The 24,975-nt window shown below is 64.8% G+C and carries 24 protein-coding genes; 12 read left to right on the forward strand and 12 right to left on the reverse strand.

Annotated features, from left to right (window positions below; all coding sequences use genetic code 11):
• The 3 genes from J0L98_RS03375 to J0L98_RS03385 form a co-directional block, all read right to left on the reverse strand.
• Positions 1–196, reverse strand: a 196-nt coding sequence (locus J0L98_RS03375; protein WP_296410083.1) for a hypothetical protein, incomplete at its 3' end; no start/stop codon positions are given.
• Positions 193–1,389 (reverse strand): globin domain-containing protein, encoded by a 1,197-nt coding sequence (locus tag J0L98_RS03380; RefSeq protein ID WP_296410084.1) that lies wholly within the window; start codon positions 1,387–1,389, stop codon positions 193–195. The genes J0L98_RS03375 and J0L98_RS03380, both read right to left, overlap by 4 nt.
• 52 nt (positions 1,390–1,441) lie before the next feature.
• Entirely contained in the window at positions 1,442–1,681 is a 240-nt protein-coding gene (locus tag J0L98_RS03385; protein WP_296410085.1) for a hypothetical protein, read from the reverse strand.
• Positions 1,682–1,803: 122 nt separating this feature from the next.
• On the opposite strand from J0L98_RS03385, the gene J0L98_RS03390 reads away from it, so the two are divergent.
• The gene (locus J0L98_RS03390) at positions 1,804–2,241 is read left to right on the forward strand and encodes an Rrf2 family transcriptional regulator (protein WP_296410086.1); all 438 of its coding nucleotides are present in this window, start codon (positions 1,804–1,806) and stop codon (positions 2,239–2,241) included.
• Between the two features lie 173 nt (positions 2,242–2,414).
• Here the strand turns inward: J0L98_RS03390 and ruvC are convergent, their stop codons facing one another.
• Genes ruvC through J0L98_RS03410 form a run of 4 tightly spaced genes read right to left on the reverse strand, consistent with a single transcriptional unit; the run spans position 2,415 to position 5,864 of the window.
• Positions 2,415–2,990: a crossover junction endodeoxyribonuclease RuvC gene (gene ruvC / locus J0L98_RS03395; protein WP_296410087.1), complete on the reverse strand. Its 576-nt coding sequence runs from the start codon at positions 2,988–2,990 to the stop codon at positions 2,415–2,417.
• The gene (locus tag J0L98_RS03400) at positions 2,972–3,829 is read right to left on the reverse strand and encodes a DMT family transporter (RefSeq protein WP_296410088.1); all 858 of its coding nucleotides are present in this window, start codon (positions 3,827–3,829) and stop codon (positions 2,972–2,974) included. The genes ruvC and J0L98_RS03400 overlap by 19 nt, the downstream gene beginning before the upstream one ends.
• A 6-nt stretch (positions 3,830–3,835) precedes the next feature.
• Positions 3,836–4,069, reverse strand: coding sequence for a hypothetical protein (locus tag J0L98_RS03405; RefSeq protein ID WP_296408078.1), 234 nt, complete (start codon positions 4,067–4,069; stop codon positions 3,836–3,838).
• Positions 4,070–4,127: 58 nt separating this feature from the next.
• The gene (locus J0L98_RS03410; RefSeq protein WP_296410091.1) at positions 4,128–5,864 is read right to left on the reverse strand and encodes a mechanosensitive ion channel family protein; all 1,737 of its coding nucleotides are present in this window, start codon (positions 5,862–5,864) and stop codon (positions 4,128–4,130) included.
• 455 nt (positions 5,865–6,319) lie between these two features.
• Here J0L98_RS03410 and J0L98_RS03415 point away from each other — a divergent pair, with 455 nt between their 5' ends.
• The 3 genes from J0L98_RS03415 to J0L98_RS03425 all read left to right on the forward strand — a co-directional run bounded on the left by J0L98_RS03415 (position 6,320) and on the right by J0L98_RS03425 (position 8,397).
• Positions 6,320–6,790: an EVE domain-containing protein gene (locus J0L98_RS03415; protein WP_296410093.1), complete on the forward strand. Its 471-nt coding sequence runs from the start codon at positions 6,320–6,322 to the stop codon at positions 6,788–6,790.
• On the forward strand, positions 6,787–7,596 hold the full coding sequence (locus tag J0L98_RS03420; RefSeq protein ID WP_296410094.1) for a sulfite exporter TauE/SafE family protein: 810 nt from the start codon (positions 6,787–6,789) through the stop codon (positions 7,594–7,596). The genes J0L98_RS03415 and J0L98_RS03420 overlap by 4 nt, the downstream gene beginning before the upstream one ends.
• Positions 7,597–7,728: 132 nt before the next feature.
• Positions 7,729–8,397, forward strand: coding sequence for a hypothetical protein (locus J0L98_RS03425; RefSeq protein WP_296410095.1), 669 nt, complete (start codon positions 7,729–7,731; stop codon positions 8,395–8,397).
• Between the two features lie 12 nt (positions 8,398–8,409).
• Here J0L98_RS03425 and J0L98_RS03430 read toward each other — a convergent pair whose 3' ends face one another.
• The gene (locus J0L98_RS03430) at positions 8,410–9,192 is read right to left on the reverse strand and encodes an enoyl-CoA hydratase-related protein (RefSeq protein ID WP_296410097.1); all 783 of its coding nucleotides are present in this window, start codon (positions 9,190–9,192) and stop codon (positions 8,410–8,412) included.
• Between the two features lie 235 nt (positions 9,193–9,427).
• Between J0L98_RS03430 and J0L98_RS03435 the strand changes: the two genes are divergently transcribed.
• Positions 9,428–9,763: a DUF485 domain-containing protein gene (locus J0L98_RS03435; RefSeq protein WP_296408085.1), complete on the forward strand. Its 336-nt coding sequence runs from the start codon at positions 9,428–9,430 to the stop codon at positions 9,761–9,763.
• Positions 9,763–11,427, forward strand: a complete 1,665-nt coding sequence (locus J0L98_RS03440) for a cation acetate symporter (protein WP_296410099.1) — start codon at positions 9,763–9,765, stop codon at positions 11,425–11,427. The genes J0L98_RS03435 and J0L98_RS03440 overlap by 1 nt, the downstream gene beginning before the upstream one ends.
• 114 nt (positions 11,428–11,541) lie before the next feature.
• Here J0L98_RS03440 and J0L98_RS03445 read toward each other — a convergent pair whose 3' ends face one another.
• Entirely contained in the window at positions 11,542–12,213 is a 672-nt protein-coding gene (locus J0L98_RS03445) for a GntR family transcriptional regulator (protein ID WP_296410100.1), read from the reverse strand.
• 282 nt (positions 12,214–12,495) lie between these two features.
• Between J0L98_RS03445 and scpA the strand changes: the two genes are divergently transcribed.
• From scpA to J0L98_RS03475, 6 genes are all read left to right on the forward strand, one after another.
• Positions 12,496–14,658 (forward strand): methylmalonyl-CoA mutase, encoded by a 2,163-nt coding sequence (gene scpA, locus J0L98_RS03450; protein ID WP_296410102.1) that lies wholly within the window; start codon positions 12,496–12,498, stop codon positions 14,656–14,658.
• Between the two features lie 140 nt (positions 14,659–14,798).
• A complete protein-coding gene (gene meaB, locus J0L98_RS03455; RefSeq protein ID WP_296410203.1) occupies positions 14,799–15,791 on the forward strand; it encodes a methylmalonyl Co-A mutase-associated GTPase MeaB in 993 nt (330 codons plus the stop codon).
• Positions 15,792–15,835: 44 nt separating this feature from the next.
• Entirely contained in the window at positions 15,836–17,371 is a 1,536-nt protein-coding gene (locus J0L98_RS03460) for an acyl-CoA carboxylase subunit beta (RefSeq protein ID WP_296410104.1), read from the forward strand.
• Positions 17,372–17,508: 137 nt separating this feature from the next.
• Positions 17,509–19,521 carry an acetyl/propionyl/methylcrotonyl-CoA carboxylase subunit alpha gene (locus J0L98_RS03465; protein ID WP_296410106.1) on the forward strand — a complete coding sequence of 671 codons (2,013 nt, stop codon included), beginning with the start codon at positions 17,509–17,511 and terminating at the stop codon, positions 19,519–19,521.
• A 194-nt stretch (positions 19,522–19,715) separates the two neighbouring features.
• Positions 19,716–20,459 carry a transporter substrate-binding domain-containing protein gene (locus tag J0L98_RS03470; RefSeq protein ID WP_296410108.1) on the forward strand — a complete coding sequence of 248 codons (744 nt, stop codon included), beginning with the start codon at positions 19,716–19,718 and terminating at the stop codon, positions 20,457–20,459.
• A complete protein-coding gene (locus tag J0L98_RS03475; RefSeq protein ID WP_296410109.1) occupies positions 20,456–21,772 on the forward strand; it encodes a GGDEF domain-containing protein in 1,317 nt (438 codons plus the stop codon). The genes J0L98_RS03470 and J0L98_RS03475 overlap by 4 nt, the downstream gene beginning before the upstream one ends.
• A 349-nt stretch (positions 21,773–22,121) precedes the next feature.
• Here the strand turns inward: J0L98_RS03475 and J0L98_RS03480 are convergent, their stop codons facing one another.
• The 3 genes from J0L98_RS03480 to J0L98_RS03490 all read right to left on the reverse strand — a co-directional run bounded on the left by J0L98_RS03480 (position 22,122) and on the right by J0L98_RS03490 (position 24,887).
• Positions 22,122–23,384 (reverse strand): Hsp70 family protein, encoded by a 1,263-nt coding sequence (locus tag J0L98_RS03480; RefSeq protein ID WP_296410110.1) that lies wholly within the window; start codon positions 23,382–23,384, stop codon positions 22,122–22,124.
• A 169-nt stretch (positions 23,385–23,553) separates the two neighbouring features.
• Positions 23,554–24,141 (reverse strand): FlgO family outer membrane protein, encoded by a 588-nt coding sequence (locus tag J0L98_RS03485; protein ID WP_296410111.1) that lies wholly within the window; start codon positions 24,139–24,141, stop codon positions 23,554–23,556.
• Complete coding sequence (locus J0L98_RS03490) at positions 24,129–24,887, reverse strand: hypothetical protein (RefSeq protein ID WP_296410114.1); 759 nt, start codon at positions 24,885–24,887, stop codon at positions 24,129–24,131. Before J0L98_RS03490 ends, J0L98_RS03485 begins: the two co-directional genes overlap by 13 nt.
• Positions 24,888–24,975 lie beyond the last annotated feature (88 nt).

A 24,975-nucleotide genomic window follows, 5' to 3' on the forward strand; every position in this document is an offset into this window, starting at 1 on the left:
CCAGCGCCGCCGCGCCCCCGGCCAGGGCTGCGGCGAGAAGGTGGCTGGCCACCGCGAACCGCCCCTGTGCCCGCGATCCTTCACCGACGAGCAGGGCCGTGACGGCCAGGGGAAAGGCCCCGGCCTCGGCGCCCCAGGGGCTGCCGGCGGCAATGCAGGCGAGGCACACCAGGCCGGCGCGCAGCCTCGGCTTCATTGCAGTTCGCCGAACAGGTCGGGGCCGAAGACTTCGTAGTGGATGCGCTCCCGCGGGATGCCGGCGCCCAGCAGCCAGCGGCGCTGGGTCTGCATGAAGGGCAGGGGGCCGCACAGGTAGAAGTCGCCATCGTCGGGCAGGGCTTCGATCCGGCTCAGATCCATGCGCCCGGGGAAGGCGTGGGCGTCATGGGCGGCGGGCGCTTCCAGCCATAGGTGATAGCGCCCCTCGTCGAGGTTGGCGAGGCTGGTCTCCACCTCATGCTGGTGGGAATAGCGGCTGATGTCCTGGGTGGCGTGGGCGAAGACCACCGGGCGTGCCGGGCGTGTCAGGGCCAGGTGGCGCAGCATCGACACCATGGGGGTGATGCCTACTCCAGCGCTGATCAGGACCACCGGGTGATCGCCGTCGCGTAGCCGGAAGTCGCCCGCGGGGGGGCCGGCACGCAGGGTGTCGCCAACCCGGATGGTGTCGTGGAGGCGGTTCGACACCACGCCGGCGGGGGTGGCGTCACCCGCGGCGACACGCTTTACGGTGATTCGCCAGGTGTCGTCGCCTGGTGCGTCGGAAAGGCTGTATTGGCGGACCTGGGTCAGGCCCGCCTCGGGCACCGGGATGGCCACGCTGAGGTACTGGCCGGGCACGAAGCTTGGCAGGGGGGTACCGTCTGCCGACTTCAGTGTGAGGGCGACGGTGTCGGCGCTGGCCATATCCCGGGCCACGACTTCGAGCTGCGGCCAATCCTGGCCCGCCTGCCAGTCCCGCTCCTGATAAAGCCGGGCCTCCCGGGCCACCAGTTCGGTGGCCATCAGCCAGTACACCTCGTCCCAGGCGGTAGCGATGTCGGCGGTGATGGCGTCGCCCAGCACTTCGCCGATGGCGGCGAGAAGATGCCGCCCGACGATGGTGTATTGGGCCGGCGTGATGCCGAGGCTGACGTGTTTGTGGGCGATCCGGTCGAGGACCGGGCCGATCACCGCCGGCTTGTCCATGTGGGCGGCAAAGGCATACACGGCGCCGGCCAGGGCCTGGGCCTGATCGCCGGTGGCCTGGTTGCCGAGGTTGAAGAGGTTCTTCAGCTCCGGGTGGGCGCCGAACATCCGACCGTAGAAGTGGCGGGTGATGGCCTCTCCGTTGGCAAGGAGGACGGGCACGGTGGCTTCGATGAGGGGGCGTGCAGTGGTGGACAGCATGTTGAGGTTCTCTCTGTTGGGGTCGGGGGGCGTAGTTGTCTTTGCGCCGGACTCAGCCGGCTCGCAGGTTGCCGAGGGCGTGGTGGGCGGCGAGGCGCACCACGTAGCCGAGCTTGAAGAAGGCCGCCGATACAGGCAGGGCCAGGTGGCTGGCAATCTGAACGCCGAGGCTGAAGCGCTCGGCGAGGGGGTAGGCCACCAGGGTCGAGACGACCATGCCGAGGGCGGCCAGGGCCATCATGGTGCGGCCAGTGGTGAGGATGCGGTGCGGGTCAGGGGGGCGCGTGGGCATGGTCATCTCCGTGGCTGGGGTTTAAGTAGACTCTAAAATGCATCTTTAAAAGAGTCAACTAAAATGAATCTTTAAGATCCCTTACAATTCACGGGTCGAAGCTCCCCCGGACGCCGTCATTCATGCACATCACCCAGCACACGGACTACGCCCTGCGTGTCCTGATCTTCCTGGCGTCCAACGAGCATCGCCTGGTGACCATCCAGGAAATCTCCGAGCGTTTCGAGATCTCCCGCAGCCACCTGATGAAGGTGGTCAATCAGCTGATCCGCAACGGATTCGTGGAAGGCTTGCGTGGCAAGGGCGGCGGATTGCGCTTGGCAAGACCGCCGCAGCAGATTGCCGTGGGGGATGTGGTGCGGAAGATGGAGAGCGACCTGGCCCTGGTGGAGTGTTTCACCGACAAGAGCCGTTGCCTCCTCACCGCCACCTGTCAGCTCAAGGGGGCATTGGGGGCGGCGCTGGAGGCTTTCTTTGCCTCCCTCGACAAGGTGCCGCTTTCAGAGGTGATGGGCCCCTCCCAGCGGGCGTTGCTCCACGTGCTGAAACGGATGCCCTGAGAGGGTGTGATAAATCTGCTGCGCAGCCCGATTTCGCCCCTGCGATGCTCACCGTACCCTTGTACGGCTGCGCTTCTCGGCGCTAACTCGAACTGCTCGCAACGATTTCTTTACACCCTTCGAGCGCTGGCGCTGCTCGCTACGACTGCTTCACGCGTACTGAGGGCAGGGGCTCAGGCGGACAGGCGGCCGCCGCGCCTGCGGGTGCCGATGCCGGCCATGGCGGCGAGGCCGCTGCTGCCGTGGGCGTGGCAGATGGCGCAGGCCAGCGCGTCGGCGGCATCCGGCGAGGGGCTCGCGTCGAGGGCCAGCAGACGTTCGACCATGTGACACACCTGCTCCTTGGCGGCCTTGCCGTGGCCGACCACTGCCTGCTTGACCTGCAGGGCGGTGTATTCGGCCACCGGCAGGTTGCACGATACGGCGCCACAGATGGCCGCGCCCCGGGCCTGGCCGAGCAGCAGGGTGGATTGGGGATTGACATTGACGAAAACGATTTCCACCGCGGCCTGATCGGGCTTGTAGGTGGCGATCACTTCGCGCACGCCGTCGAGGATGATCTTGAGGCGTTCCGGCAGGCTGCCCTCGCCGGTCTTGATGCAGCCACTGGCCACGTAGCGTAGCTGGCTGCCGAGGCTGTCGATGAGGCCGAAGCCGGTGCTGCGCAGGCCCGGGTCGATGCCCAGGATGCGGGTGGCAACGCTGGCCGAGGCCGCCGGGCCATTGACCTTCACTTGCGCGCCAGCCATACCCCGAACACCGTCAGACCCATGCCGATCAGGGCCAGACCGGTGAGGGTTTCACCGAAGGCGGCCCAGGCGATCAGGGCGGTGGTGGGGGGCGTGAGATAGAACAGGCTGGCCACGTTCACTGCGCTGCCATTGCGGATCAGCAGATTGAGCAGGCTGATGGCACCCACCGACAGCACCAGAACCAGCCACAGCAGGGCGAAGATGAATGGGCCGGTCCATTCAATGACCATGCTTTCGGTCTGGCTGGCGAGCAGGGCCGACAGGGCGAGGGTGGGCAGGAACTGGATGACCGAACCGGTGCGCAGGTCGAAGGCGGGGCAGAAGCGCTTCTGGTAAAGGGTGCCGGCGGTGATGCCGAGGAGCGCCAGCACGGCGGGCGTGAGCATGGCGGTGAGTTCCGGCGTGCTGGCGGCGGCGGCCACCTTGTGGGCCACGACGAGCCCGACACCACCGAAACCCAGCACCAGCCCGACCCACTGGCGGGGCAGCACGCGCTCACCCAGGATGGCGCCCGCCCCCAACGCGGTCAGAAGTGGTTGCAGCCCCACCACCAGGGCGGTGATGCCCGCCGGCAGGCCGTGGCGGATGGCGGTGAAGACGCCGCCCAGGTACACCGCATGCACGAGCACGCCGGTGATGCCGATGTGCAGCCACTGGCGTGGCGAGCTTGGCCACGGGGCACGGGTTGCCAGGGCGACCATGCCCATGATGGCGATGACCAGCACGTAGCGGGTGGACAGGAAACTGAGGGGCTCGGCGTAGGGCAGGCCGTACTTGGCGCCGATGAAGCCCGTGCTCCAGAGGAGCACGAAGAGCAGGGGGTAGAAGCGGGTCACCAGCGCTTACGGGGTCTTGATCTTGCTGCGGTAGATCCGTGTCGAGGCGGAGACGATGACTTGCGCGTCCTGGGGGGCGATGTCCGGCAACTGCTCGCGCACGACACGGTAGGCGAGATGTTCCAGGGACTGGCCGTTCCAGGCATTGGCGGGATCGAAGAAGGGTTCGATGATGACGTAGGCCTTGTCCACCAGCTCACGCAGGCTGAGGTTCTTGCGGCGTTCGGGGGTGCTGCTCATGGCGGGCTCCTGAGGACGGTTTGGGCGTGGGCGCGGCGTGGATGATACCCCACGGCAATCAGGCCTCGGGCTCCCGGGCGGGCGGTGTGTACCATTTTTCCCGGGGCACGATCTTGTCGTTGGCCGGGTCGCCCATGTAGTGGGGAGACATGATCTGTACGCCATGCTCGTTGAACACATCCTGGATGTTGGCGTGCAGGCGGCTGACGACTTCGGCCCGGGGGTAGGCTCCGGCAGGCAGGGCCTGGGCGACCAGACAGTATTCCGGATAGTAATCGGAGAGCGCCGTCTGGAAGACCCGCGGGCTTGGCGTGGTGAGGATGCCCGGCGTGCGCCCCGCTGCCTCGATGAGCATGGCTTCCACCTGGCGCCAGGGCGTGTCGTAGCCGATGGTCACGCTGGTGTCCACCATGAAGCCTTCGCCGGTCACGGTGCGCGAATAGTTGCGCGTGGCGCTCCCGACGATGAGGGCGTTGGGCAGGGTGATCTCGGCGCCTCGGCCGGTGCGCAGGCGGGTGGTGAACAGGCTGATGTCGACGATGGTGCCCTCGTGCTCGCCGATACGCACGTACTCGCCCGTGCGCAGGGTGCGGGAGTACATCAGGATCAGCCCGCTGGCGCCCTGCCCGACGATGCTTGAGGCGCCCAGGGAGACCATCAGGCCGATCAGCACCGACATGCCCTTGAAGGCCTCCGTGTGGGCGCCGGGGAGGTAGGGGTAGGCCATCACCAGGGCAAAGATCCAGATCAGGATGTTGGTGATCTTGCGGGTGGGTTCCACCGTGTCCCGGTCCAGCCAGCCGATGCCGGACGCGCCCGCGGACACGTGGTCGAAGAGGGGTTTGAGCAGCCCGACCACGCCCCGGGCGAGGAGGAACATGATGGCCGCGATGAGCAGATTGGGCAGGGTGGTGAGGATGCCCCGACCCAGATCGAACAGCATGCCGAGCAGATAGCCATTGAGCTGCTCGCCCCACGCCCGGGTGAAGGGGAAGCGCGCCAGCACGAAGCCGAGCCAGGCATAGCCCAGCAAGAGGGTGAGCAGCCAGTAGCTTGCGCTCATCAGCCAGCCCACGGCGGCGAGGATGCGGTCGCGGCGGATCAGTTCGGTGCCGCCAAGCTTGAGGTGACGGGCCTTCTGGTCGATGGCGCTGACCAGGCGCCTGCTGATGCCCGCATGCAGCCGGTTCAGGGCCAGGGTGAGGAGCAGGGCGGCCACTGTTGCGCCCGCCGCCGCTGCTGCACCCCGGGCCAAGGCTTCGCTGTCACGGCTCTCACGGGTCTCCGCAATGACCGTGCGCAGCTTGTCCAGGGTGCTGTGGGTGAGGCCTTCGAGCGTCTCGCCGCTGAGCTTGTCCACGTCGTCGTGGGTGAGGATGAAGGCAAGTTGCCCCCCCACCAGGAAGATGTTGCCCATCTGGTTGTGCTGGACCTTGACCTCATCACTCTCGTCCCGGGCCAGGATGGCGGCCAGATTGCGCTCGCCGCGTTCGGCGCGCTGGCTGGCTGGCGAGCCGAGCAGGCTGCTGCGAAAACGCACCACGTGACGGTTCATCAGGATCAGGTCGGCCTCGCCGCTGCCCGGCGCCGTGGTGGCCAAGACCGGGGTTTCGGGCCGGGGCGGAGTGGTTTCCGCCGTCTGTGCCGGCTCCCCGTTGGGGCTTGCAGGGACACTGCTTGGCAGGAGAAGTCCGAGGACAACGATGATGCGCGCAACAAGGGAGATCAGATGGATGGCCGCGGGATGCCCCTTGGGGGCGGATAAAGGGAGGCGGCGTTCGAGCTGAGCGTGCATTCGGAGGGGCTTCCTTCTCGTTGTCTGCGTGCGCAGGGGCGTACCCGGCATTGTGTGACAGAATCTTCCTCCCATTGAACCTGTTTTCCTCGGTTGTCCTCCCCGAGCCAGACGCAAACCCAATGCTGACGCGGGTTTGCCCTCCACTGGCCGGATCACCCGATGGGTGAAGCTGAAGGGGTTTATGGAACGCGCTGAGGGCGGCTGGAGGAATTGTGGGGACTGTAGGGGCGACTTCAGTCGCCCGCGGACGTCGATCAAGGGTGTGTCGGTGAATAACGCGCGGATGGGCGACTGAAGTCGCCCCTACAAGTCGCCTCTGCAGGAGAGACCGTATCGACCGTCAGACGACGCGTCAAACGGAGGAAATTAGGTTGAATTGCGAGCTCAATCCGGATCTGTCGGCCCCGGCAGGGCTTGCATCGAGAACGGAGCATTCCATGCATTACTGGCTCATGAAATCCGAACCCGACGACGTATCCATCGACGACCTCGCCGGCCGGCCGGATCAGACCGTGCCCTGGTACGGCGTGCGCAACTATCAGGCGCGCAATTTCATGCGTGACGGGATGCAGGTGGGGGACGGGGTGCTGTTCTACCATTCGGGGTGTAGCGAGCCGGGCATCGCCGGCATTGCCCGGGTGGCGAGCACGGCCTACCCGGACGCCACCCAGTTCGATCCGGCGAGCAAGTACTTCGATCCCAAGGCCACCCCCGAGCATCCCCGCTGGCTGCATGTGGATGTGGCCTTCGTGCGCAAGACCCGCCTGCTGGGTTTGTCCGAATTGCGCAGCCACCCGGAACTGGAGAACATGCGCGTCCTCGCCCGCGGCAACCGGCTGTCGATCACACCGGTGGCGCCGGCCGAGTGGCGCTTCATCGTCGGGCATCTGCTTGGCGCAACGGATCTTCAGGACTGGAAATGAGCATCGGAATCGAATGGCTGGCCGCCTATCTCGCCCTCGGGGCCTTCGTCGGCTTCTTCGCGGGGCTGCTGGGCGTGGGGGGTGGCGCGATCATGGTGCCGATGCTGACCACCCTGTTCGCCGCCCAGGGGTTTCCGAAGGAGCACATGGTGCACCTGGCCCTGGGCACCTCCATGGCCGGAATCGTGGTCACTTCCATCTCCAGCCTGCGTGCGCACCACGCCCACGGGGCGGTGCGCTGGGACATCGTCCGGGGCATCGCCCCCGGCGTGCTGGCGGGTACTTTCGCCGGTACGTTCGTGGCATCCCGGGCGCCCACCCAGCCCCTGGCCATCTTCTTCGCCTGCTTCACCGCCTATGTGGCGGTGCAGATGATCCTCAACGTCAAGCCCAAGCCCTCCCGCGAACTGCCGGGGCGCGCAGGGCTGGCGGGCGTCGGTGCGGGGATCGGGGCGATCTCGTCGCTGGTGGCGATCGGGGGCGGTTCCCTGTCGGTGCCTTTCATGACCTGGTGCAACGTGAAGGTGCACAACGCCATCGGCACCTCCGCCGCCATCGGCCTGCCCATCGCCCTGGCCGGCGCGCTCGGCTACCTGATCAACGGCTGGTCGGTCCAGGGGCTGCCGGCGTGGTCAGTGGGCTTCGTCTATCTGCCGGCGCTGGTGCTGCTGAGCCTGCTCTCGAGCCTCACCGCCCCCGTCGGCGCCCGGCTCGCCCACAGGCTGCCGGTGGCTACCCTGAAGAAGATCTTCGCTGGTGTGCTGGTGCTGTTGTCGGCAAAGATGCTGCATACGGTGTTGGGCTGAGCGCGTGTGAGGCGCATGTTGGCGGCGAGCTTTCCTCGCCAACACTGACGGGGTGTTTTCGTCGGTACGCACCCTTCAGAATTGCTTGCCATGCGCCGTCAATTACCCGGTCCATTCCGTCCGGGTACTTCCATGTCCGTTGCCAATGTCCGTCTTCAGCTCCAGTTCGACCTCGAACTGGCCGTACCCGATTCCCTCGTTGCCCTGGATCACGCGCAGCTATGCAAGACGCTCGCCGGGCTGCTGGGGCCGACCGTCATCCAGGGCTTGCCGGTGATTGCCGGCAAGCAACTGGCCAAGGCCGAGATGCGGGTCCTCAAGCACCATCACCGGCTCGAGGCCGAGGTGAAGACGGCCGCCCGCGTCGAGCCGTCGCGCATTGTGGATGCCGCTCCCCATCTGACTGACGCCGAGGTGGCGACCCTCGCCGTGCGCGCGGCGGCGCGTTTGCCGAAGGGTGAGGCCGAACGGGCGAGCTACCTGCGTAGCCAGGCGCTGGCCCTCGTCAATGAATATCGGCTGGTCTCCTGCCGGGTGGACGCCCTTCTCTCGAGCGGCAAGCTCTCACAGATCGAGGGCAAGCTCAACCTGACCAACGGCCATGTCTTCCTTGATGCATCCCATCGCCAGACCCGTCTGCAGAACGCCCAAGGCCCGCTGCGGGTGGCGGTGGCCGGTACGGACGTGGTGCTGATGGCGGAGTGCTCCGGTCATACCCTGACGGGCCCCGTGCTGGACGTGGCTGTGAAGCAGCTCGTACCCCACCGGGCAGCGTTGCTCGCCCGTTGGGTGGCGGGCTGAGCGGCTGGAGCCTCAGCGCCCCTTGAATACCGGCGAACGTTTGCCGAGGAAGGCATCCAGGCCTTCCCGATAGTCGTCGGTGGCAAGAAAGTCGAAGGCGGCGCGCTTCTCGTCGGCACCCAGCGGCCGCCCGTCCATCAGGCGATGAACCCATTGTTTGTGCCAGCGGGCCACCAGTGGTGCCCCCTTGACGATCCGGCCGACGGTGGCAAGGGTTTCCCGCTCCACCTCTTCGTCGTCCACCACCCGGGTCAGGAGACCCTTGGCCAGGGCTTCCCGGGCACCCAGGATGCGCCCCTCAAGCAGGATTTCGAGCAGCACGGCGGGGCCGACCAGGCCCAGCAGACCAGCCATTTCGCCGGGATACATCGAAAACCCCAGCTTGTTGATCGGCGCCCCGAAGCGGCTCGACTCGCCGGCAATGCGCAGGTCGCAGCAGCCGGCGATCTCCAGCCCGCCACCCACGCAGGCACCCTGGATCAGTGCCACGGTGGGCACCGGGCAGGCGCGTATGGCGTCCAGGGCGGCAGCCACCAGGCCCTCATGATAGTGGAGGGCGTCGTCGACCGTGGCCCGCACAGTGAGGAACTCCTCAATGTCTCCCCCCGCCGCGAAGGCTTTGTCTCCCGCTCCCCGCAGCACCACACAGCGCACGTCCGGATCGGCATTGATGACCGCCATCCGCGTCTGCAGCCCGCGCCACATGCCGGCATCCACCGCGTTGAGCTTGTCGGGATTGGAAAGACTGAGGGTGGCAATTCCAGCGTCCTGACTGAAGAGGATTTCTCCGGGCATGGGGGGCTGTTTCCTTGAGAGAAGGCGGCTGGAGCAGGCTTGTTGCAGCGCACGAAAGCCGCCGTACGTTGTGGTATGGAGTCTTCTATATGCTATATCATCAGACTGGGCGTCGTTAATGGCGCGACGTCGCCCACGGGATGCAACATAAAAAAATAACCCACTGATCGCCGTTCCAAGAATACCAACAGGCAGATCGCGCCGAATTCACTGACTTTCTCGAGGGAGGGAAAAGATGTCGACCAATGCTAGCCAGAATGCGGTGTACGCCCGTATCCGCAAAAATCCCCGCTTCGCCGAACTGGTGTCGAAGCGCCAGGGCTTTGCCACCCTGCTGTCGGTGATCGTTCTGACGATCTTCTACGGCTTTTTCATGGTGGTGGCCTTCAACCCCAATCTGATCGGTCAGCGTCTGTCCGAAGGGTCCTATGTGACCGTCGGGATTGCCGCCGAACTGTTCATGTTCATCTTCTTCTGGGTGCTCACCGCGGTGTACGTCAAGCGCGCCAATGGCGAGTTCGATGCCATCACCACCGAGATCATCCGCGACGCATCCAAGGAGGTGAAGTAATGCTGGCCCGTCTGAATGTTGCCCTGCTGGCCCTGCTGGTGCCGGCCCTGTCCTTCGCGGGTGATGCGATCTCCGCCACCGAGAAGCAGCCCCTCAATCTGCACGCCATCGGGATGTTCGTGCTCTTCGTGTCCATGACCCTGGGCATCACCTACTGGGCGGCCGGCCGTACCAAGTCCGCTTCCGACTTCTACACGGCCGGCGGTGGCATCACTGGCTTCCAGAATGGTCTGGCCATTGCGGGCGACTACATGTCCGCCGCCACGCTGCTGGGCCTCACCGCGCTGGTGTATACCAAGGGCGTCGATGGCTACATCTACATGATCGCCTTCTTCGCCGGCTGGCCCATCATTCTGTTCCTGATGGCCGAGCGCCTGCGCAACCTGGGTAAATTCACCTTTGCCGACATCACCTCCTACCGGCTCAACCAGGGCAAGGTGCGGACGATGGCGGCGGTGTCCTCGTTGACCGTGGTGTGTTTCTATCTGGTGGCCCAGATGGTCGGTGCCGGCCAGCTGATCAAGCTGTTGTTCGGTCTGGACTACAACATCGCCCTGTTCGTGGTCGGCGCCCTGATGATGGTCTATGTCACCTTCGGTGGCATGGTCGCCACCACCTGGGTGCAGATTATCAAGGCCTGCATGCTGCTGGCCGGTGGCACGTTGGTGATGGTGCTGGCCATGTCGCAATTTGGTTTCAGCTTCGAGACCATGATGGGCCAGGCCGTCTCGCTGCACAGTCTGGGCGAGAAGCTGCTCTTCCCGGGCACCCTGCTGCCGGACCCCGTCACCGCGCTATCCCTGGGTCTGGGCCTGATGTTCGGTACGGCTGGCCTGCCGCACATCCTGATGCGCTTCTTCACCGTGACCAATGCCAAGGAAGCCCGCAAGTCCGTGCTGTACGCGTCCGGCTTCGTGGCCTACTTCTTCAACGTGATCCTGCTGATGGGCTTTGCGGCCATCATCATCGTGGGCCAGAACCCCGAGTTCTTCGAGGGCGGCAAGATCGGCGGCAAGATCGTTGGCGGTGGCAACATGATCGCCATGCACCTGGCCAAGGCCGTGGGCGGCAACCTGCTGCTCGGCTTCCTGTCTGCGGTGGCCTTCGCCACCATCCTGGCGGTGGTGTCCGGTCTGGCGCTTGCCGGTGCGGCGGCCATCTCCCACGACATCTACGCCCGCGTGATCCGCAAGGGCAAGGCCACCGAGACCGAAGAGTTGCGCGTGTCCCGCTTCGCTTCCGTGGGTCTGGGGCTCGTGGCCATCGTTCTCGGTATCGCCTTCGAGAAGATGAACGTGGCCTTCATGGTGGCCCTGGCCTTCGGTATCGCGGCGTCCGCCAACTTCCCGGTGCTTATCCTTTCCATGTACTGGAAAGGCCTGACCACCCGCGGGGCGGTGGCGGGCGGTTACGCCGGCCTGGTGGCGGCCGTGCTGCTGGTGGTGTTCTCGAAGTCGGTGTGGGTCACGGTGCTGGGCAATGCCCAGGCCCTGTTCCCTTACGACCAGCCGGCCCTGTTCTCCATGCCCCTGGCCTTCCTGATCACGTTCATCGTGTCCAAGCTCGACAACAGCGCCGAGGCCCAGGCCGAGCGTGCTGCCTTCGACGACCAGTACGTGCGTGCGCAGACCGGTTTCGGTGCCGCTGAAGCCAGCGCCCACTGATCTCCGCAGCGCCCGCAAGGGTGCGGGCTGAAAGACGAAACCCCCGACGGGCCGGCCCGTCGGGGGTTTTTGTTGGGTGCCGCGGCTGCGTTGCAGTCGCCGGCGCTGCGTGGGTCAGGCGGTGGCTTCGCGCTTGGCGGCGATCTTGGCCAGGGCCCGGCGGCCGCTGGAGATGTGCTCGCGCATCGCCATCTCGGTGGCGCTGATGTCCCGCTTGCCGAGCGCGTCGAGGATGAGGCGGTGCTCGGCCAGGGATTGCTCGATACGCCCGTCGATGAACAGGGAGTGGTGCCGTGACAGTTTGATGACCTTGCGCAGGTCGGTGATTGCCTGGGTCAGCCAGCGGTTGTCGGCGATCAGCTGGACCTCCTGGTGGAATGCCTGGTTGGCTTCGAAGAAACCGTCAATGTCGCTGGTGCGGGCCGCCTGTTCGAGCTCGGCGTGGATGTCCAGCAGGCGCTTGATGTCGGAATCGGTGGCCTTGCGCGCGGTGTCGGCCGCACATTGGCCTTCGAGGAGGGCCATGACCGAGAAGATTTCGTCCAAGTCGCGCTCGGAGATCTCGGTCACGTAGCAGCCGCGGCGGGGCTTGAGGGTGACGAGGCCTTCGGCCGCGAGTACCTTCAGTGCCTCCCGCAGGGGCGTGCGGGAGATGCCGTACTGGGTGGCCAGGGCTTGCTCGTCCACCCAGGTGCCGGGGGGCAACTCGTGGGCAAAGATACGCTGGCGCAGGCGTTCCGCGACTTCCTGGTAGAGGGCGAGAGGGGCAATCCGGCCTGCGTTCATGGTTTTGAGTGACAAGGTTGGAAAAGTGTCGTCTTCAGCTGTTGCATCCATAATTATGGATAAAGTATTATCTAGCAGATAGCAAGTCAAGTTCCTGCGCAGGATGTAACCCTTGTAAGGCGCGTTGGCAAGATGTCATCGGGCCACACAAAACAGAGGGAGGGAGAAAACTGCCTGCGCAGGGCACGGCAGCCGGCCGTGGCCTGGGGTCACGGCCGGTACTGGCGTCACAAATTATCAAGGGCTGCCGAGCGGCCCGCGCTACGTGAGGGTAGAAAAGCCATGGCGAACAACACCGAACCGACCTTTCCCCAACCCGATCTGGCCGCCTGGAACAAGGCTGCGGCCAAGTCGGCCCCCGGTGGCGATGTCGCCAAGCTGAACTGGGTGACGCCCGAGGGCATCACGGTCAAGCCGCTGTATACCGCGGCGGACCTGGAAGGCCTCAAGTACTCCAACACCTTGCCGGGCTTCGAGCCCTTCCTGCGCGGCCCCCAGGCCACCATGTATGCGGCCCGCCCGTGGACCATCCGCCAGTACGCCGGCTTCTCCACCGCCGAGGCTTCCAATGCCTTCTACCGCAAGGCGCTGGCCGCCGGTGGTCAGGGTGTGTCCGTGGCCTTCGATCTGGCCACCCACCGGGGTTACGATTCCGACAACCCCCGCGTGGTGGGTGACGTGGGCAAGGCCGGTGTGGCCATCGACTCCGTTGAGGACATGAAGATCCTGTTCGATCAGATCCCCCTCGACAAGGTGTCGGTGTCCATGACCATGAACGGCGCCGTGCTGCCGATCCTGGCCGGCTACATCGTGGCCGCTGAAGAGCAGGGCGTGTCGCAGGACAAACTGTCCGGGACCATCCAGAACGACATCCTCAAGGAGTTCATGGTCCGCAACACCTATATCTACCCGCCGACGCCGTCGATGAAGATCATCGCTGATATCTTCAATTACACGTCGACCCACATGCCGAAGTTCAACTCGATCTCGATTTCGGGTTATCACATCCAGGAAGCCGGCGCCAACCAGGCCATCGAGCTGGCCTTCACCCTGGCTGACGGCGTGGAATACGTGCGCACCGGCATCAAGTCCGGCATGGACGTGGACACCTTCGCCGGCCGCCTGTCCTTCTTCTGGGCGGTGGGCATGAACTTCTACCTCGAGATCGCCAAGATGCGCGCCGCGCGCATGCTGTGGTGGCGCCTGATGAAGCAGTTCGAGCCGAAGAGCCAGAAGTCCATGATGCTGCGCACCCACAGCCAGACTTCCGGCTGGTCGCTGACCGAACAGGACCCGTACAACAACGTGGTGCGCACCACCATCGAAGCCATGGCGGCCGTGTTCGGCGGCACCCAGTCCCTGCACACCAACGCGCTCGACGAAGCCATCGCCCTGCCCACCGAGTTCTCGGCGCGCATCGCCCGCAACACCCAGATCATCATCCAGGAAGAAACCCACATCACCAGCGTGGTGGACCCGTGGGCCGGCTCCTACATGATGGAAAAGCTCACCCAGGACATGGCCGACAAGGCCTGGGCCCTGATCGAGGAGATCGAGGCCATGGGCGGCATGACCAAGGCGGTCGAGTCCGGCTGGGCCAAGATGAAGGTCGAGGAGTGTGCTGCCGACAAGCAGGCCCGCATCGACTCCGGCAAGGATGTGATTGTCGGCGTGAACAAGTACAAGCTCGCCAAGGAAGACCCGATCGAGATCCTCGACATCGACAATCACGCCGTGCGTGATGCCCAGGTCGCCCGTCTGGCCCAGATCCGTGCCACCCGCGACGGCGCCGCCGTCACCGCGGCCCTGGCGGCCCTGACCGAATGCGCGAGGACCGGCGAAGGCAACCTGCTCGATCTGGCCGTGAAGGCCGTGCGTCTGCGTGCCACCGTCGGTGAAATCTCCGATGCGCTGGAAGAGATCTTCGGCCGCTACCGCGCCAACCCCCAGGCGGTCACCGGCATCTACAACGCCGTCGTCGAAGGCGACGACGACTGGAAGGCCCTCAAGTCCGACATCGAAGCCTTTGTGGCTGAAGAAGGTCGCCGTCCGCGCATCATGATCGCCAAACTGGGTCAGGACGGCCATGACCGGGGCTCCAAGGTGGTGGCTTCGGCCTTCGCCGACCTGGGCTTCGACATCGACATCGGCCCCCTCTTCCAGACGCCCGAAGAGGCCGCCCGTCATGCCATCGAGAACGACGTGCATGCCGTGGGCTGTTCCAGCCTCGCCGCCGGCCACAAGACCCTGGTGCCGGCCATCATCAACGCCCTCAAGGCTCAGGGCGCGGACGACATCATCACCTTCGTGGGGGGCGTGATTCCGGCCCAGGACTACGACGCGCTCTACGCCGCCGGTGCCAAGGGCATCTTCGGTCCGGGCACGCCGATCCAAACCTCGGCCCGGGAAGTGCTCAAGCAGATTCGCGCTGCCCGCAAGCCCTGAGAGGCTTCGAATCCGTCTGCTGCATGCCCTGACGTTTCGTGATCCGCTGTACTGAAAGTACGGTGCTGCTGCTCACGACGCCAGGGCGTGTTAGCGATGTTTGCAATGCCCCTGAGCTGAAGCCGATGCCTTCCATGAACATGCCTGCCGACCTGCCCCAGCGCGACCCCGCCGACCAGGCCCTGGTCGATGGGGTGCTGGCGCATCAGCTACGTCCGCTCGCCAAGACAATCACCTTGATCGAGTCCCAGCGGCCGGATCACAAGCAGCGGGCCCGCAACGTGCTGGAAGGCCTGCTGCCCCATACCGGCAACTCCATGCGGGTGGGGATTTCCGGCGTACCTGGGGTGGGCAAGTCCACGTTTATCGAGGCCCTCGGGCTGTATCTCATCGGGCAGGGGCACAAGGTGGCGGTGCTGGCGGTGGACCCGTCCTCCAGCGTCACCGGGGGCTCCATCCTCGGTGACAAGACGCGCATGGAGCTGCTTTCCCAGCGCACCGAGGCCTTCATCCGCCCGAGTCCGTCGGCGGGCAGCCTTGGCGGCGTGGCGGAGAAGACCCGCGAGGCCATGCTGGTGTGCGAGGCCGCCGGGTTTGACGTGATTATCATCGAGACGGTGGGCGTGGGGCAGTCGGAAACCGCCGTCGCCGGCATGACCGACATCTTCTGCCTGCTGCAACTGCCCAATGCCGGCGACGATCTGCAGGCGATCAAGAAGGGGATCATGGAGATCGCCGACCTGATCGTCATCAACAAGGCGGATATCAACCCCCAGGCGGCCAATGTGGCCCGGTCCCAGATCAAGAGTGCGCTGGGCATGCTGCGGCATGCATCGCCCAACTGGACGCCGCCGGTACTGATGCTTTCCGCTTTGCAGAAGCAGGGCATTGCCGAGTTCTGGAATACCATCGGGGATTACCGCTCCGCGATGCAGCAGAGCGGTGAATTCGAAGCCCGCCGCCGCCATCAGGCGCGGGCCTGGATGTGGGAATTGATCGACCAGGGTTTGCGAGCCCGATTTGCAGGTCACGCCCAGGTACGGCAGGATTTGCCCGTTTTGCAGGCGGCCGTCGAGGCCGGACAGACCACGCCTTCCGCCGCTGCCCAGCGGCTGCTGGCGTATCTGGGCTGAACAATATAACGACATACAACAGGATCATTGACTGGAGGTTGTAAATGCACGACATCATCCACCAGCTGGAAGAGAAGCGCGAAGCCGCCCGCCTGGGCGGCGGTCAGAAGCGAATCGACAGCCAGCACAAGAAGGGCAAGCTGACGGCCCGTGAACGTATCGAGCTGCTGCTCGACCCGGACTCCTTTGAAGAATGGGACATGTTCAAGGAGCACCGTTGCGTTGATTTCGGCATGAACGAAGCCGAGAAGACCCCGGGTGACGGTGTTGTGGTCGGCTATGGCACCATCAACGGCCGGCTGGTCTTCGTGTTCTCCCAGGACTTCACTGTATTCGGTGGTTCCCTGTCCGAGACCCACGCCGAGAAGATCTGCAAGGTCATGGATCAGGCCATGAAGGTCGGCGCGCCGGTGATCGGCCTCAACGACTCGGGCGGCGCCCGCATCCAGGAAGGTGTCGCCTCCCTGGGTGGCTACGCCGACGTGTTCCAGCGCAATGTGATGGCCTCCGGCGTGGTGCCGCAGATCTCCATGATCATGGGCCCCTGTGCCGGTGGTGCGGTGTACTCCCCGTCCATGACCGACTTCATCTTCATGGTGAAGGACTCCTCCTACATGTTCGTGACCGGTCCGGAAGTCGTGAAGACCGTGACCCACGAAGACGTGACCGCCGAGGAACTGGGCGGCGCCGTGACCCACACCACCAAGTCCGGTGTGGCCGACCTGGCCTTCGAGAACGACGTCGAAGCCCTGTCCATGCTGCGCCGTTTCATGAACTTCCTGCCGGCCAACAACCGGGAGCAGCCCCCCGTCACGCCGACCAACGACCCGGTGGACCGTTTCGACTACTCCCTCGACACCCTGGTGCCGGACAACGCCAACAAGCCCTATGACATGAAGGAGCTGATCGTCAAGATTGTGGACGACAGCGATTTCTTCGAGCTGCAGGCCGACTACGCCAAGAACATCATCATTGGCTTTGGTCGCATCGATGGTAACCCGGTGGGCATCGTGGCCAACCAGCCGCTGGTGCTGGCCGGCTGCCTGGACATCAAGTCCTCCATCAAGGCCGCCCGCTTCGTGCGCTTCTGCGATGCCTTCAACATCCCGGTTGTCACCTTCGTGGACGTCCCGGGCTTCATGCCGGGTACCACCCAGGAATACGGCGGCATCATCAAGCACGGCGCCAAGCTGCTCTACGCCTACGCCGAGTGCACCGTGCCGAAGGTGACCGTGATCACCCGCAAGGCCTATGGCGGCGCGTATGACGTGATGTCCTCCAAGCACCTGCGTGGCGACGTGAACCTCGCCTGGCCGTCGGCCGAAATCGCGGTGATGGGCCCGAAGGGCGCCGTGGAGATCATCTTCCGTGAAGAGAAGAATGATCCGGCCAAGCTGGCCGAGCGTGAAGCCGAGTACAAGGCCAAGTTCGCCAACCCCTTCGTGGCCGGCGCCCGTGGCTTCATCGACGATGTGATCATGCCCCACGCCACCCGCAAGCGCATCGCCCGCTCCCTGGCCATGCTGAAGGACAAGCAGCTCGACAACCCGTGGCGCAAGCACGGCAACATTCCGCTGTGATCGCCGAGGACGCCAAGACATGTTTACCAAGATCCTGATTGCAAACCGCGGTGACCAGCCGCGAAGCGGCGCAGCGACGAAGTCACATTGCCTTGCACGCGAAGCGTGCGCAGGCGGTTTCACCGCGGAGACCCCGAATGTTCAATAAAATCCTTATCGCCAACCGCGGTGAAATCGCCTGCCGTGTCATCAAGACTGCCCGCAAGATGGGCATCGCTACCGTTGCTGTCTACTCCGAGGCCGACAAGGACGCCCTGTTCGTGGACATGGCCGACGAGGCCGTGTGCATCGGCCCGGCGGCTTCCAAGGAATCCTACCTGGTCGCCGACAAGATCATCGCCGCCTGCAAGCAGACCGGCGCTCAGGCTGTCCACCCCGGCTACGGCTTCCTGTCGGAGAACGCCGAGTTCTCCCGTCGTCTTGAAGAAGAAGGCATCAAGTTCATCGGTCCGAAGCACTACTCCATCGCCAAGATGGGTGACAAGATCGAGTCCAAGAAGCTCGCCATCGCGGCCCAGGTCAACACCATCCCGGGCTACAACGACGCCATCGCCGGTCCGGATGAAGCCGTCGAGATCGCCAGGAAGATCGGTTACCCGGTGATGATCAAGGCCTCCGCCGGCGGCGGTGGCAAGGGCCTGCGTGTGGCCTACAACGACGCCGAAGCCCATGAAGGCTTCTCCTCCTGCGTCAATGAAGCCCGCAACTCCTTTGGCGATGACCGCGTCTTCATCGAGAAGTACGTGCTTGAGCCGCGCCACATCGAGATCCAGGTGCTGGGCGACTCCCACGGCAACTACGTTTATCTCAACGAGCGCGACTGCTCCATCCAGCGCCGTCACCAGAAGGTCATCGAAGAGGCGCCGAGCCCCTTCGTCGACGCCGAAATGCGCAAGGCCATGGGCGAGCAGGCCGTGGCCCTGGCCCGTGCGGTCAACTACGAGTCCGCGGGTACCGTGGAGTTCGTGGTGTCCGGTGCCACCAAGGAGTTCTACTTCCTCGAGATGAACACCCGTCTCCAGGTGGAACACCCGGTCACCGAGCTGATCACCGGCCTCGACCTGGTCGAGCAGATGATCCGCGTCGCCTATGGCGAGAAGCTGCCGTTGACCCAGGCCGACGTCAAGATCAACGGCTGGTCCATGGAATGCCGGATCAACGCCGAAGACCCCTTCCGCGGCTTCCTGCCCTCCACCGGCCGGCTGGTGAAGTTCCTGCCGCCCAAGGAGACCACCGACGACAAGGGCACCACCCGCGTCGATACCGGTGTGTACGATGGTGGCGAGATCTCCATGTTCTACGACTCGATGATCGCCAAGCTCATCGTGCACGCTCCGACCCGCGCCCAGGCCATCGACCGCATGCGCGACGCCCTCAACGGCTTCGTGATCCGTGGCATCTCCTCGAACATCCCGTTCCAGGCCGCGCTGATGCAGCATCCGGTTTTCCATTCCGGCATCTTTGACACCGGCTTCATCCCCAAGTACTACCCGACGGGTTTCGACGCCTCGATGGTGCCCCACGACGATCCGGCGCTGCTGGTTTCCGTGGCCGCCTATGTCTACCGTGCCTTCACCGACCGCTCCGCATCGATCTCCGGTCAGTTGCAGGGCCACGAGCGCATCGTCAGCGACAGCTGGATGGTGGTGCGCCTGAACAAGGATGGCAACGAGCATCACCCGGTGCTCGCCAAGCCCATTCCCGGTGGCTACCACGTGGAATACAAGGGCAAGAGCTATGAGCTCAAGTCCGACTGGAAGCTGGGTGAATCCCTGTTCAACGGTACCTGCAACGGCGAGTCCTTCACCCTCCAGGTGGAACGCCACAAGACCCGTTACAGCCTGTTCCACTGGGGTACCCGCGCCGATTTCATGGTGATGAGCGCCCGCGCAGCCGAGCTGCTGGCCCTGATGCCCGAGAAGTTGCCGCCCGACCTGTCCAAGTACCTGCTGTCGCCGATGCCGGGCCTGCTGCGTGAAGTAGCGGTGAAGGTGGGTCAGGAAGTGAAGGCCGGCGAGAAGCTGGCGGTCATTGAGGCGATGAAGATGGAGAACATTCTCAAGGCGGAGCAGGACTGCAAGGTCAAGAAGATCGTCGGTGAGGCCGGCCAGAGTCTGGCTGTGGACGAAGTCATCATCGAGTTCGAGTAATCAGCATGGGGTTCTGCCTGGCGTCTCCCGCCGGGCAGAATCGACAGGTTTCGTTCGATGGGGAGGGAGACTCGTCCTTGTGGCGGGTTCCTGTCGAGGGAGTGGGGTCGTCCTTGGACGGCCCCTTTTTTTCGCCTATCCAAGCCTGAAGGCGGACAGGTAAGATCAAAGCATTGGGTACAGAGTGGCTTCCCGTGACGCGAAACCTGATTTACCGCCATCTGCTTGTAGTGCTGGCATCGCTGATGCTCGCGCCGCCGATGCATGCGGCCGAGCGGGTGTTGCGGGTAGCGGTGCTCAATCATTCGCCTCCCATGTCCTACACCGACGACACGGGGGTGCTGACGGGTTTCAACGTGGAGATCATGCGTGCCTTGTGCGATGTGATGGCGGTCAGGTGCGTGCCCGTCCCGATGTCCCTTGATCGGGTGGTGGATGCCGTCGCCGAAGGCGAGTTCGATTTTGCCGCGGTGAGCCTCCTGGCCACGCCGGAGCGGCGTGCCCGCGTGTTGATGAGCAAGCCTTACTATCGTTCGCTCAGCGTCTGGTTTGCCCGGCCCGGCGTTGTGCCGGGCGGGGCGTTGGCCGGTGTGGTCCGTGGTGGGGTCCAGGCCCGCTACATCCAGGCCCATGGCTGGCGTAGCGTCGCCCTCGACACCCATGCGGAAGTGATCACCGCCCTGGTTCAGGGCAAGATCGAGGCGGCCCTGCTGCCCATGTCCACCGCCGTCGCGCTGCAGCAGGACGCGCGCATCCACCCGCTGGGCCTGGCCACAACCCTGCTGCGTGATCCCCAGCTAGCGGGTGATGTGTGTCTGGGCGTCAATCCCCGCTCCCCGGAACTGCTCGCCCAGCTCAATGAGGCGATCGACAGGGTCAAGCGGGATGGGCGTTTCGACCGGATCAACAGCCGCTTCATTCCCTTCCGTCTCCAATGAGTCAGGACGAGCGCCTCCCCGCAGCACAGTCCGTCGAGGGGGGCGGGACCGTCGGGCGTTGGCCCGCAGGCACGGTCCTGGCTGTCCTCGGGGGTGTATTTGCGCTCATCGCGGTGAGTCTGGTGGCGCTTCTTGCCGTGGACCAGCGCCTGGTGACCGAGGCGGTGACCCGTCTTCACGACGAGACCGTGCCATGGACCCTCGAGCGCCAGCGCCTGGCGCGTAATCTTGAGGAGTTGCGGATGGGCGGGCAGCGGGTGCTGACCGCTTCCGACCCGCCCACCCGCAGCGATGCCTTGTTCGTGGTGCGGATCCTGGCCGCTCACCCGGGCATGGGGGAGGATCCACGCACCGCCGAACTGGCTGCGGAGGTCGAAGGTTTTCTGGTGAGGTCGGCTGCGACCGAAGGTGCTCCGGACATGAAGGCCTGGGATGTCTATTCACGGCGTCTGCGCCTGCTTGCCGACGATCTCTCCGTCGAGGGTGGGCAAAGGGTGAGTGCCGAGCTCGACCGCATGACCGAGGCGGTGGAGCAGACCCGTTACAAGCTCTTGCTCAACGTGCTGCTGGTCGGCGTCTTCCTGGCAAGTTTCCTGTTCATCCTGCGCCGCTATCTGATCCAGCCCCTGCAGCGCATCCACGCCGTGCTGGTCAGCCTGGATGGGCGCGAGCCTCTGCCGCTCCTGAGTTCATCCTCCATGGCGGAAATTCACGCGGTGGAGGAGGCCATCATGCGATTTCACGCCACCCTGCGGGAGAACGAGGAGGTTCGTCTCAAACTGGAGCGTCTGGCAACCACCGATGGCCTGACCGGCCTGCCCAATCGGCGCCACTTTCTCGGGCTGGCTTCGGATGAGATGGCCCGGGCCCGACGCTATGGGCGTCCGATCACGGTGGGTATCGCCGATCTCGATCACTTCAAGCAGGTGAATGACCGCTTTGGCCACGGGGTTGGCGACCAGGTGCTGCAGCGTTTTGCCAGTGTGATGCTGGAAACCCTGCGGGAGACTGATCGGGTTGGGCGTTTTGGTGGTGAGGAATTTGCCTTCATCTTCCCCGAAACCCTGCCGGACGAGGCGCTGAGGCTTGCGGGGCGCTTGCGTCAGCGCCTGGGGGAGTCCCCCGTGGCCCTGCCGGATGGCACTCTTCTGGCGGTGACGGCGAGCTTCGGTCTTGCCGATGCCACCGGGCAACGCCTCGAGGAGAGTCTGGCGCAGGCCGATGCTGCACTCTATGAGGCCAAGGGTGGCGGCAGGGATCGTAGCGTCCTGGCGACCCGTGCGGAGGCGCAAGCCAGCCCTCAGCGTGTGTGAGGGCATCGCGGCGAGCAGTTATCCTTGAAACCTCAGTTGACCGCTTATCTCTCCTTCATCAACCCTTTGAACACTGGCCTTGGTGCCATCAAGTCCACTCACCCGATGGGTGACGGCGCTACGCGGCCGCTGGCACATCTTGTCGGGCGCCCGGCTTTGTCGCTCCTTCTTGCAGGCATGGGCCTGCCGCGTCGTCGCTTCGCGCCGGCCATCCCGCCCAGACGCACCATCGACCACGTCCACCTGAGGTTTCAAGGATCATTCGCCCTGAAGCGCGCAGCCGCGCAGGGCGCAAGGTGAGTGGTGGAGGAGTGAAATCGGCCCCGCACGCAGACTTGATCGCAGGCGTTCAGCCATAGCGCCGGGCTGCCTCCACGGCCAGGCCGGCGCCGATGCTGCCGAAAAGATCGCCCTCTATGCTGCGGGCCTGGGGCAGTTCCGCGGCGATGCGGGCCCGAAGCTGCGGGACCCCACTGGCGCCACCCGTGAAGTACAGGGTGTCCACCTTTTCCCGGGCGACACCGGTACGGTCCAGCAGGTTGCCAACCGTCGCGGCCACACGCTCCACCAGGCTGCGCGTGGCCAGGGCAAAGTCTTCACGGTCGATGCGGTGGGCGAGACCCGCTTCGAGCCGGTCCAAGTGCAGCAGGGTGGTGTCACCGGCGGACAGGTCGATCTTGGCCTGCTCCACCTGAAGGGCCAACCAATGACCTTCCCGCTGGCCGATCAGGCGGGCCAGGCGATCCAGCTCCCTGCGGGTTGCCGCATCCCGGTAGATGTGCTGAAAGTCGGCGAATGCCTGGCGAGTGTAGGCAAAGTTGATGGTGTGCCAGGTGGCGAGCTGGAAGAACAGGCTCGAGGGAATTTCGACGCCGCTCTTCATGCGGCCACGGTAGCCGAGCAGGGGCATCACGCATTCCAGGCTCAGGGCCCTGTCGAAATCGGTGCCGCCCACGTGTAGGCCGGCATTGCCGAGGAGATCCTCGCGGCGATCCACCTGCCGTGCCCGTTCGGGGGACAGGCGTACCAGCGAGAAGTCTGCCGTGCCGCCGCCGATGTCGGCGATCAGTACCAGCTCTTCCCGGTCCAGGCCGGCCTCGTAGTGAAGTGCCGCCCCGATGGGCTCGAACTGGAAGCTCACCTCCTTGAAGCCCACCTGTCGGGCAATGGCCTCCAGGGTGTCCTGGGCCCGGCGGTCGGCCGTCTCGTTGTCGTCCACGAAATGCACCGGACGACCGAACACGGCTTGCTCGAAGGGGCGCCCCGCCTGGGCTTCCGCACGGCTCTTGAGTTCGCCGATGAAGCTGGCAAGCAGATCCCTGAAGGGCAGGGCCCGGCCGCCGACTTCGGTGCTGCCTTCCATCAGGCTGCTGCCCAGCAGGCTTTTCAGCGCCCGCATCAGACGTCCCTCGTAGCCTTCCAGGTACTCGGCCAGTGCATCGCGCCCGAAGTGGGTGGTTTCCTCGTCCGCATTGAAGAACACCGCCGAGGGCAAGGTCGGCTTGCCGGCTTCCAGGGGCAGCAGGGTGGGTGCGTCGGGCCGCAGCCAGCCCACCGTCGAGTTGGATGTTCCGAAGTCGATGCCACAGGCACGGGCGGGGGCAGGGCTCATGGACAGTGCAGGAAATGGCGGGGGGCGAATCCTACGCCGGATTGGCGTGTTTGCGGTGATGTCCGGAGAGATCGCCCCTGCGCCAGGCACATCCTCGTGGGGTGTCCACGAAAAGGGGGCGTCATTGAGACGCCCCCATTTGCGACCTGCACTGGCCGAGCCCGCGGGTTCAGCGTTTGCGGATCAGACTGTGGACCTGCTTGTCGAGGGGCAGGGCGTAGTCGTAGGCGGCGAGGATGATGTTGCTTGCCGGGTTGACCACCTTGAGATTGACATAGACCATCGTCGAGCTCTCGGCGTAGGTGCCCACGATGACAGCCTGGGCGTTGTGGGTGGAGGCCACTTCCTTGATCTCCCGGGTCAGCAGGAGCTCTCCCTCGTTGCGCTTCATGTAGACGCCATTTCGCACCTTGAGTTCGAGCACGCCGTAGCCCAATTGACTCATGCGCGAAGCGACCTGTTCGGAGATCAGGCGCCCGAGGGTCGAGGACTGTTCCAGCTGGTCGATGTTGACCAGGGTGGCGATGATGAAGGGGGCGCCGCCGGTGCCGCCGTCGGCAGCGTTGCTCGCCATCGCGGGGGCGGCCGGATAGCGCTTCATCAGCTCGCCCACAGCGTTGTAGTTGGCGACGCTGAAGGCGTTGTTCTGGGCTTGCTCGTAAGTGGGTTCGGAAAGGGTGCTGACCTTGGGCGTGGTCTCGCAGGCTGCCAGCAGAAGGCTTGCCGAGGCCAGGGTGACATAGATCAGCGAGCGCATGGTTTGCTCCTCTCGCCACAATCACCCACCACCGGGATGCTCACGCCGCGGCCCGGCTTCTTCCAGTACAGATCGCTGTCTTCATCCATGGTGTAGTAGATGTTGGTGCGGCGGCTGACAAGCCGGGCGTTGTCGGCCACTGCAGCGGTCAGGATGATCTCGGAGCGTGGTACCGGGCCGGAGGCGTACTGGCCGCGCCCCATGCCCTCTTCCGAAAGCCAGGCGAAGCCTTCGATGCCGGCGACGGCAGTCAGTGCCTTGACGCCGGCCGAGATGCCCGCATTGGGCGAGATGTCCGCGGCAGCAACGGCGCCGATGGCCCACAGGCCGGCGGTCAGGGCCGTGGCGTCCCCGTAGTAGTAGGTGTTCTGCGCCCGATCGGGACGGAAGCGGTAGATGGCGTAGCGAACGTCCACCGACAGGGCGTTGCGGGCCTCGGTGCTGACCGGCAGACCCTGGGCGACCAGGGCAGTGGTCAGCAGTTCGCGGAAACCGTCCACGAAGGCTTGTTCGCCGCCCGGGTTCGGGACATGGATGGCCCGGCCGCCCAGCTTGTCGCGCAGATCGGTGGCGAGCTGGCCGGCAAAGTGCTCGGCGATCTTGCGCCAGTGCTCGGCAGCCTGGAGTTTGTCCTGCTTCGAGTGCTCGAAGCGGGTCGGGGCGGGGACATCCGCGTAGCGCGGCGCGCAGCCGATCATCATGCCGGCAAGGGCGATGGCGATGCCGGACGTTGCAAGTTTATTCACGACAACCCTCTCAAAACGCTCGCTCTAAAAGGGAGCTGTTTTCGACGACCACGCAGGACAAACGATGACAAGGCATCGTCCCGTGGCT

Source organism: Zoogloea sp., assembly GCF_017302315.1.
Taxonomy (GTDB): Bacteria; Pseudomonadota; Gammaproteobacteria; order Burkholderiales; family Rhodocyclaceae; genus Zoogloea.

Excerpts from the sequence above, each read along its gene's own strand:
- J0L98_RS03465 (WP_296410106.1), top strand. The coding sequence starts at position 17,509 with ATGTTCAATAAAATCCTTATCGCCAACCGCGGTGAAATCGCCTGCCGT.
- J0L98_RS03440 (WP_296410099.1), top strand. The coding sequence starts at position 9,763 with ATGCTGGCCCGTCTGAATGTTGCCCTGCTGGCCCTGCTGGTGCCGGCC.
- J0L98_RS03445 (WP_296410100.1), bottom strand. The coding sequence starts at position 12,213 with ATGAACGCAGGCCGGATTGCCCCTCTCGCCCTCTACCAGGAAGTCGCG.
- J0L98_RS03480 (WP_296410110.1), bottom strand. The coding sequence starts at position 23,384 with ATGAGCCCTGCCCCCGCCCGTGCCTGTGGCATCGACTTCGGAACATCC.
- J0L98_RS03420 (WP_296410094.1), top strand. The coding sequence starts at position 6,787 with ATGAGCATCGGAATCGAATGGCTGGCCGCCTATCTCGCCCTCGGGGCC.
- J0L98_RS03410 (WP_296410091.1), bottom strand. The coding sequence starts at position 5,864 with ATGCACGCTCAGCTCGAACGCCGCCTCCCTTTATCCGCCCCCAAGGGG.
- J0L98_RS03435 (WP_296408085.1), top strand. The coding sequence starts at position 9,428 with ATGTCGACCAATGCTAGCCAGAATGCGGTGTACGCCCGTATCCGCAAA.
- J0L98_RS03405 (WP_296408078.1), bottom strand. The coding sequence starts at position 4,069 with ATGAGCAGCACCCCCGAACGCCGCAAGAACCTCAGCCTGCGTGAGCTG.
- J0L98_RS03485 (WP_296410111.1), bottom strand. The coding sequence starts at position 24,141 with ATGCGCTCGCTGATCTATGTCACCCTGGCCTCGGCAAGCCTTCTGCTG.
- J0L98_RS03475 (WP_296410109.1), top strand. The coding sequence starts at position 20,456 with ATGAGTCAGGACGAGCGCCTCCCCGCAGCACAGTCCGTCGAGGGGGGC.
- J0L98_RS03380 (WP_296410084.1), bottom strand. The coding sequence starts at position 1,389 with ATGCTGTCCACCACTGCACGCCCCCTCATCGAAGCCACCGTGCCCGTC.
- J0L98_RS03425 (WP_296410095.1), top strand. The coding sequence starts at position 7,729 with ATGTCCGTTGCCAATGTCCGTCTTCAGCTCCAGTTCGACCTCGAACTG.
- J0L98_RS03460 (WP_296410104.1), top strand. The coding sequence starts at position 15,836 with ATGCACGACATCATCCACCAGCTGGAAGAGAAGCGCGAAGCCGCCCGC.
- J0L98_RS03430 (WP_296410097.1), bottom strand. The coding sequence starts at position 9,192 with ATGCCCGGAGAAATCCTCTTCAGTCAGGACGCTGGAATTGCCACCCTC.
- meaB (WP_296410203.1), top strand. The coding sequence starts at position 14,799 with ATGCCTGCCGACCTGCCCCAGCGCGACCCCGCCGACCAGGCCCTGGTC.
- J0L98_RS03415 (WP_296410093.1), top strand. The coding sequence starts at position 6,320 with ATGAAATCCGAACCCGACGACGTATCCATCGACGACCTCGCCGGCCGG.
- J0L98_RS03390 (WP_296410086.1), top strand. The coding sequence starts at position 1,804 with ATGCACATCACCCAGCACACGGACTACGCCCTGCGTGTCCTGATCTTC.
- scpA (WP_296410102.1), top strand. The coding sequence starts at position 12,496 with ATGGCGAACAACACCGAACCGACCTTTCCCCAACCCGATCTGGCCGCC.
- J0L98_RS03385 (WP_296410085.1), bottom strand. The coding sequence starts at position 1,681 with ATGCCCACGCGCCCCCCTGACCCGCACCGCATCCTCACCACTGGCCGC.
- ruvC (WP_296410087.1), bottom strand. The coding sequence starts at position 2,990 with ATGGCTGGCGCGCAAGTGAAGGTCAATGGCCCGGCGGCCTCGGCCAGC.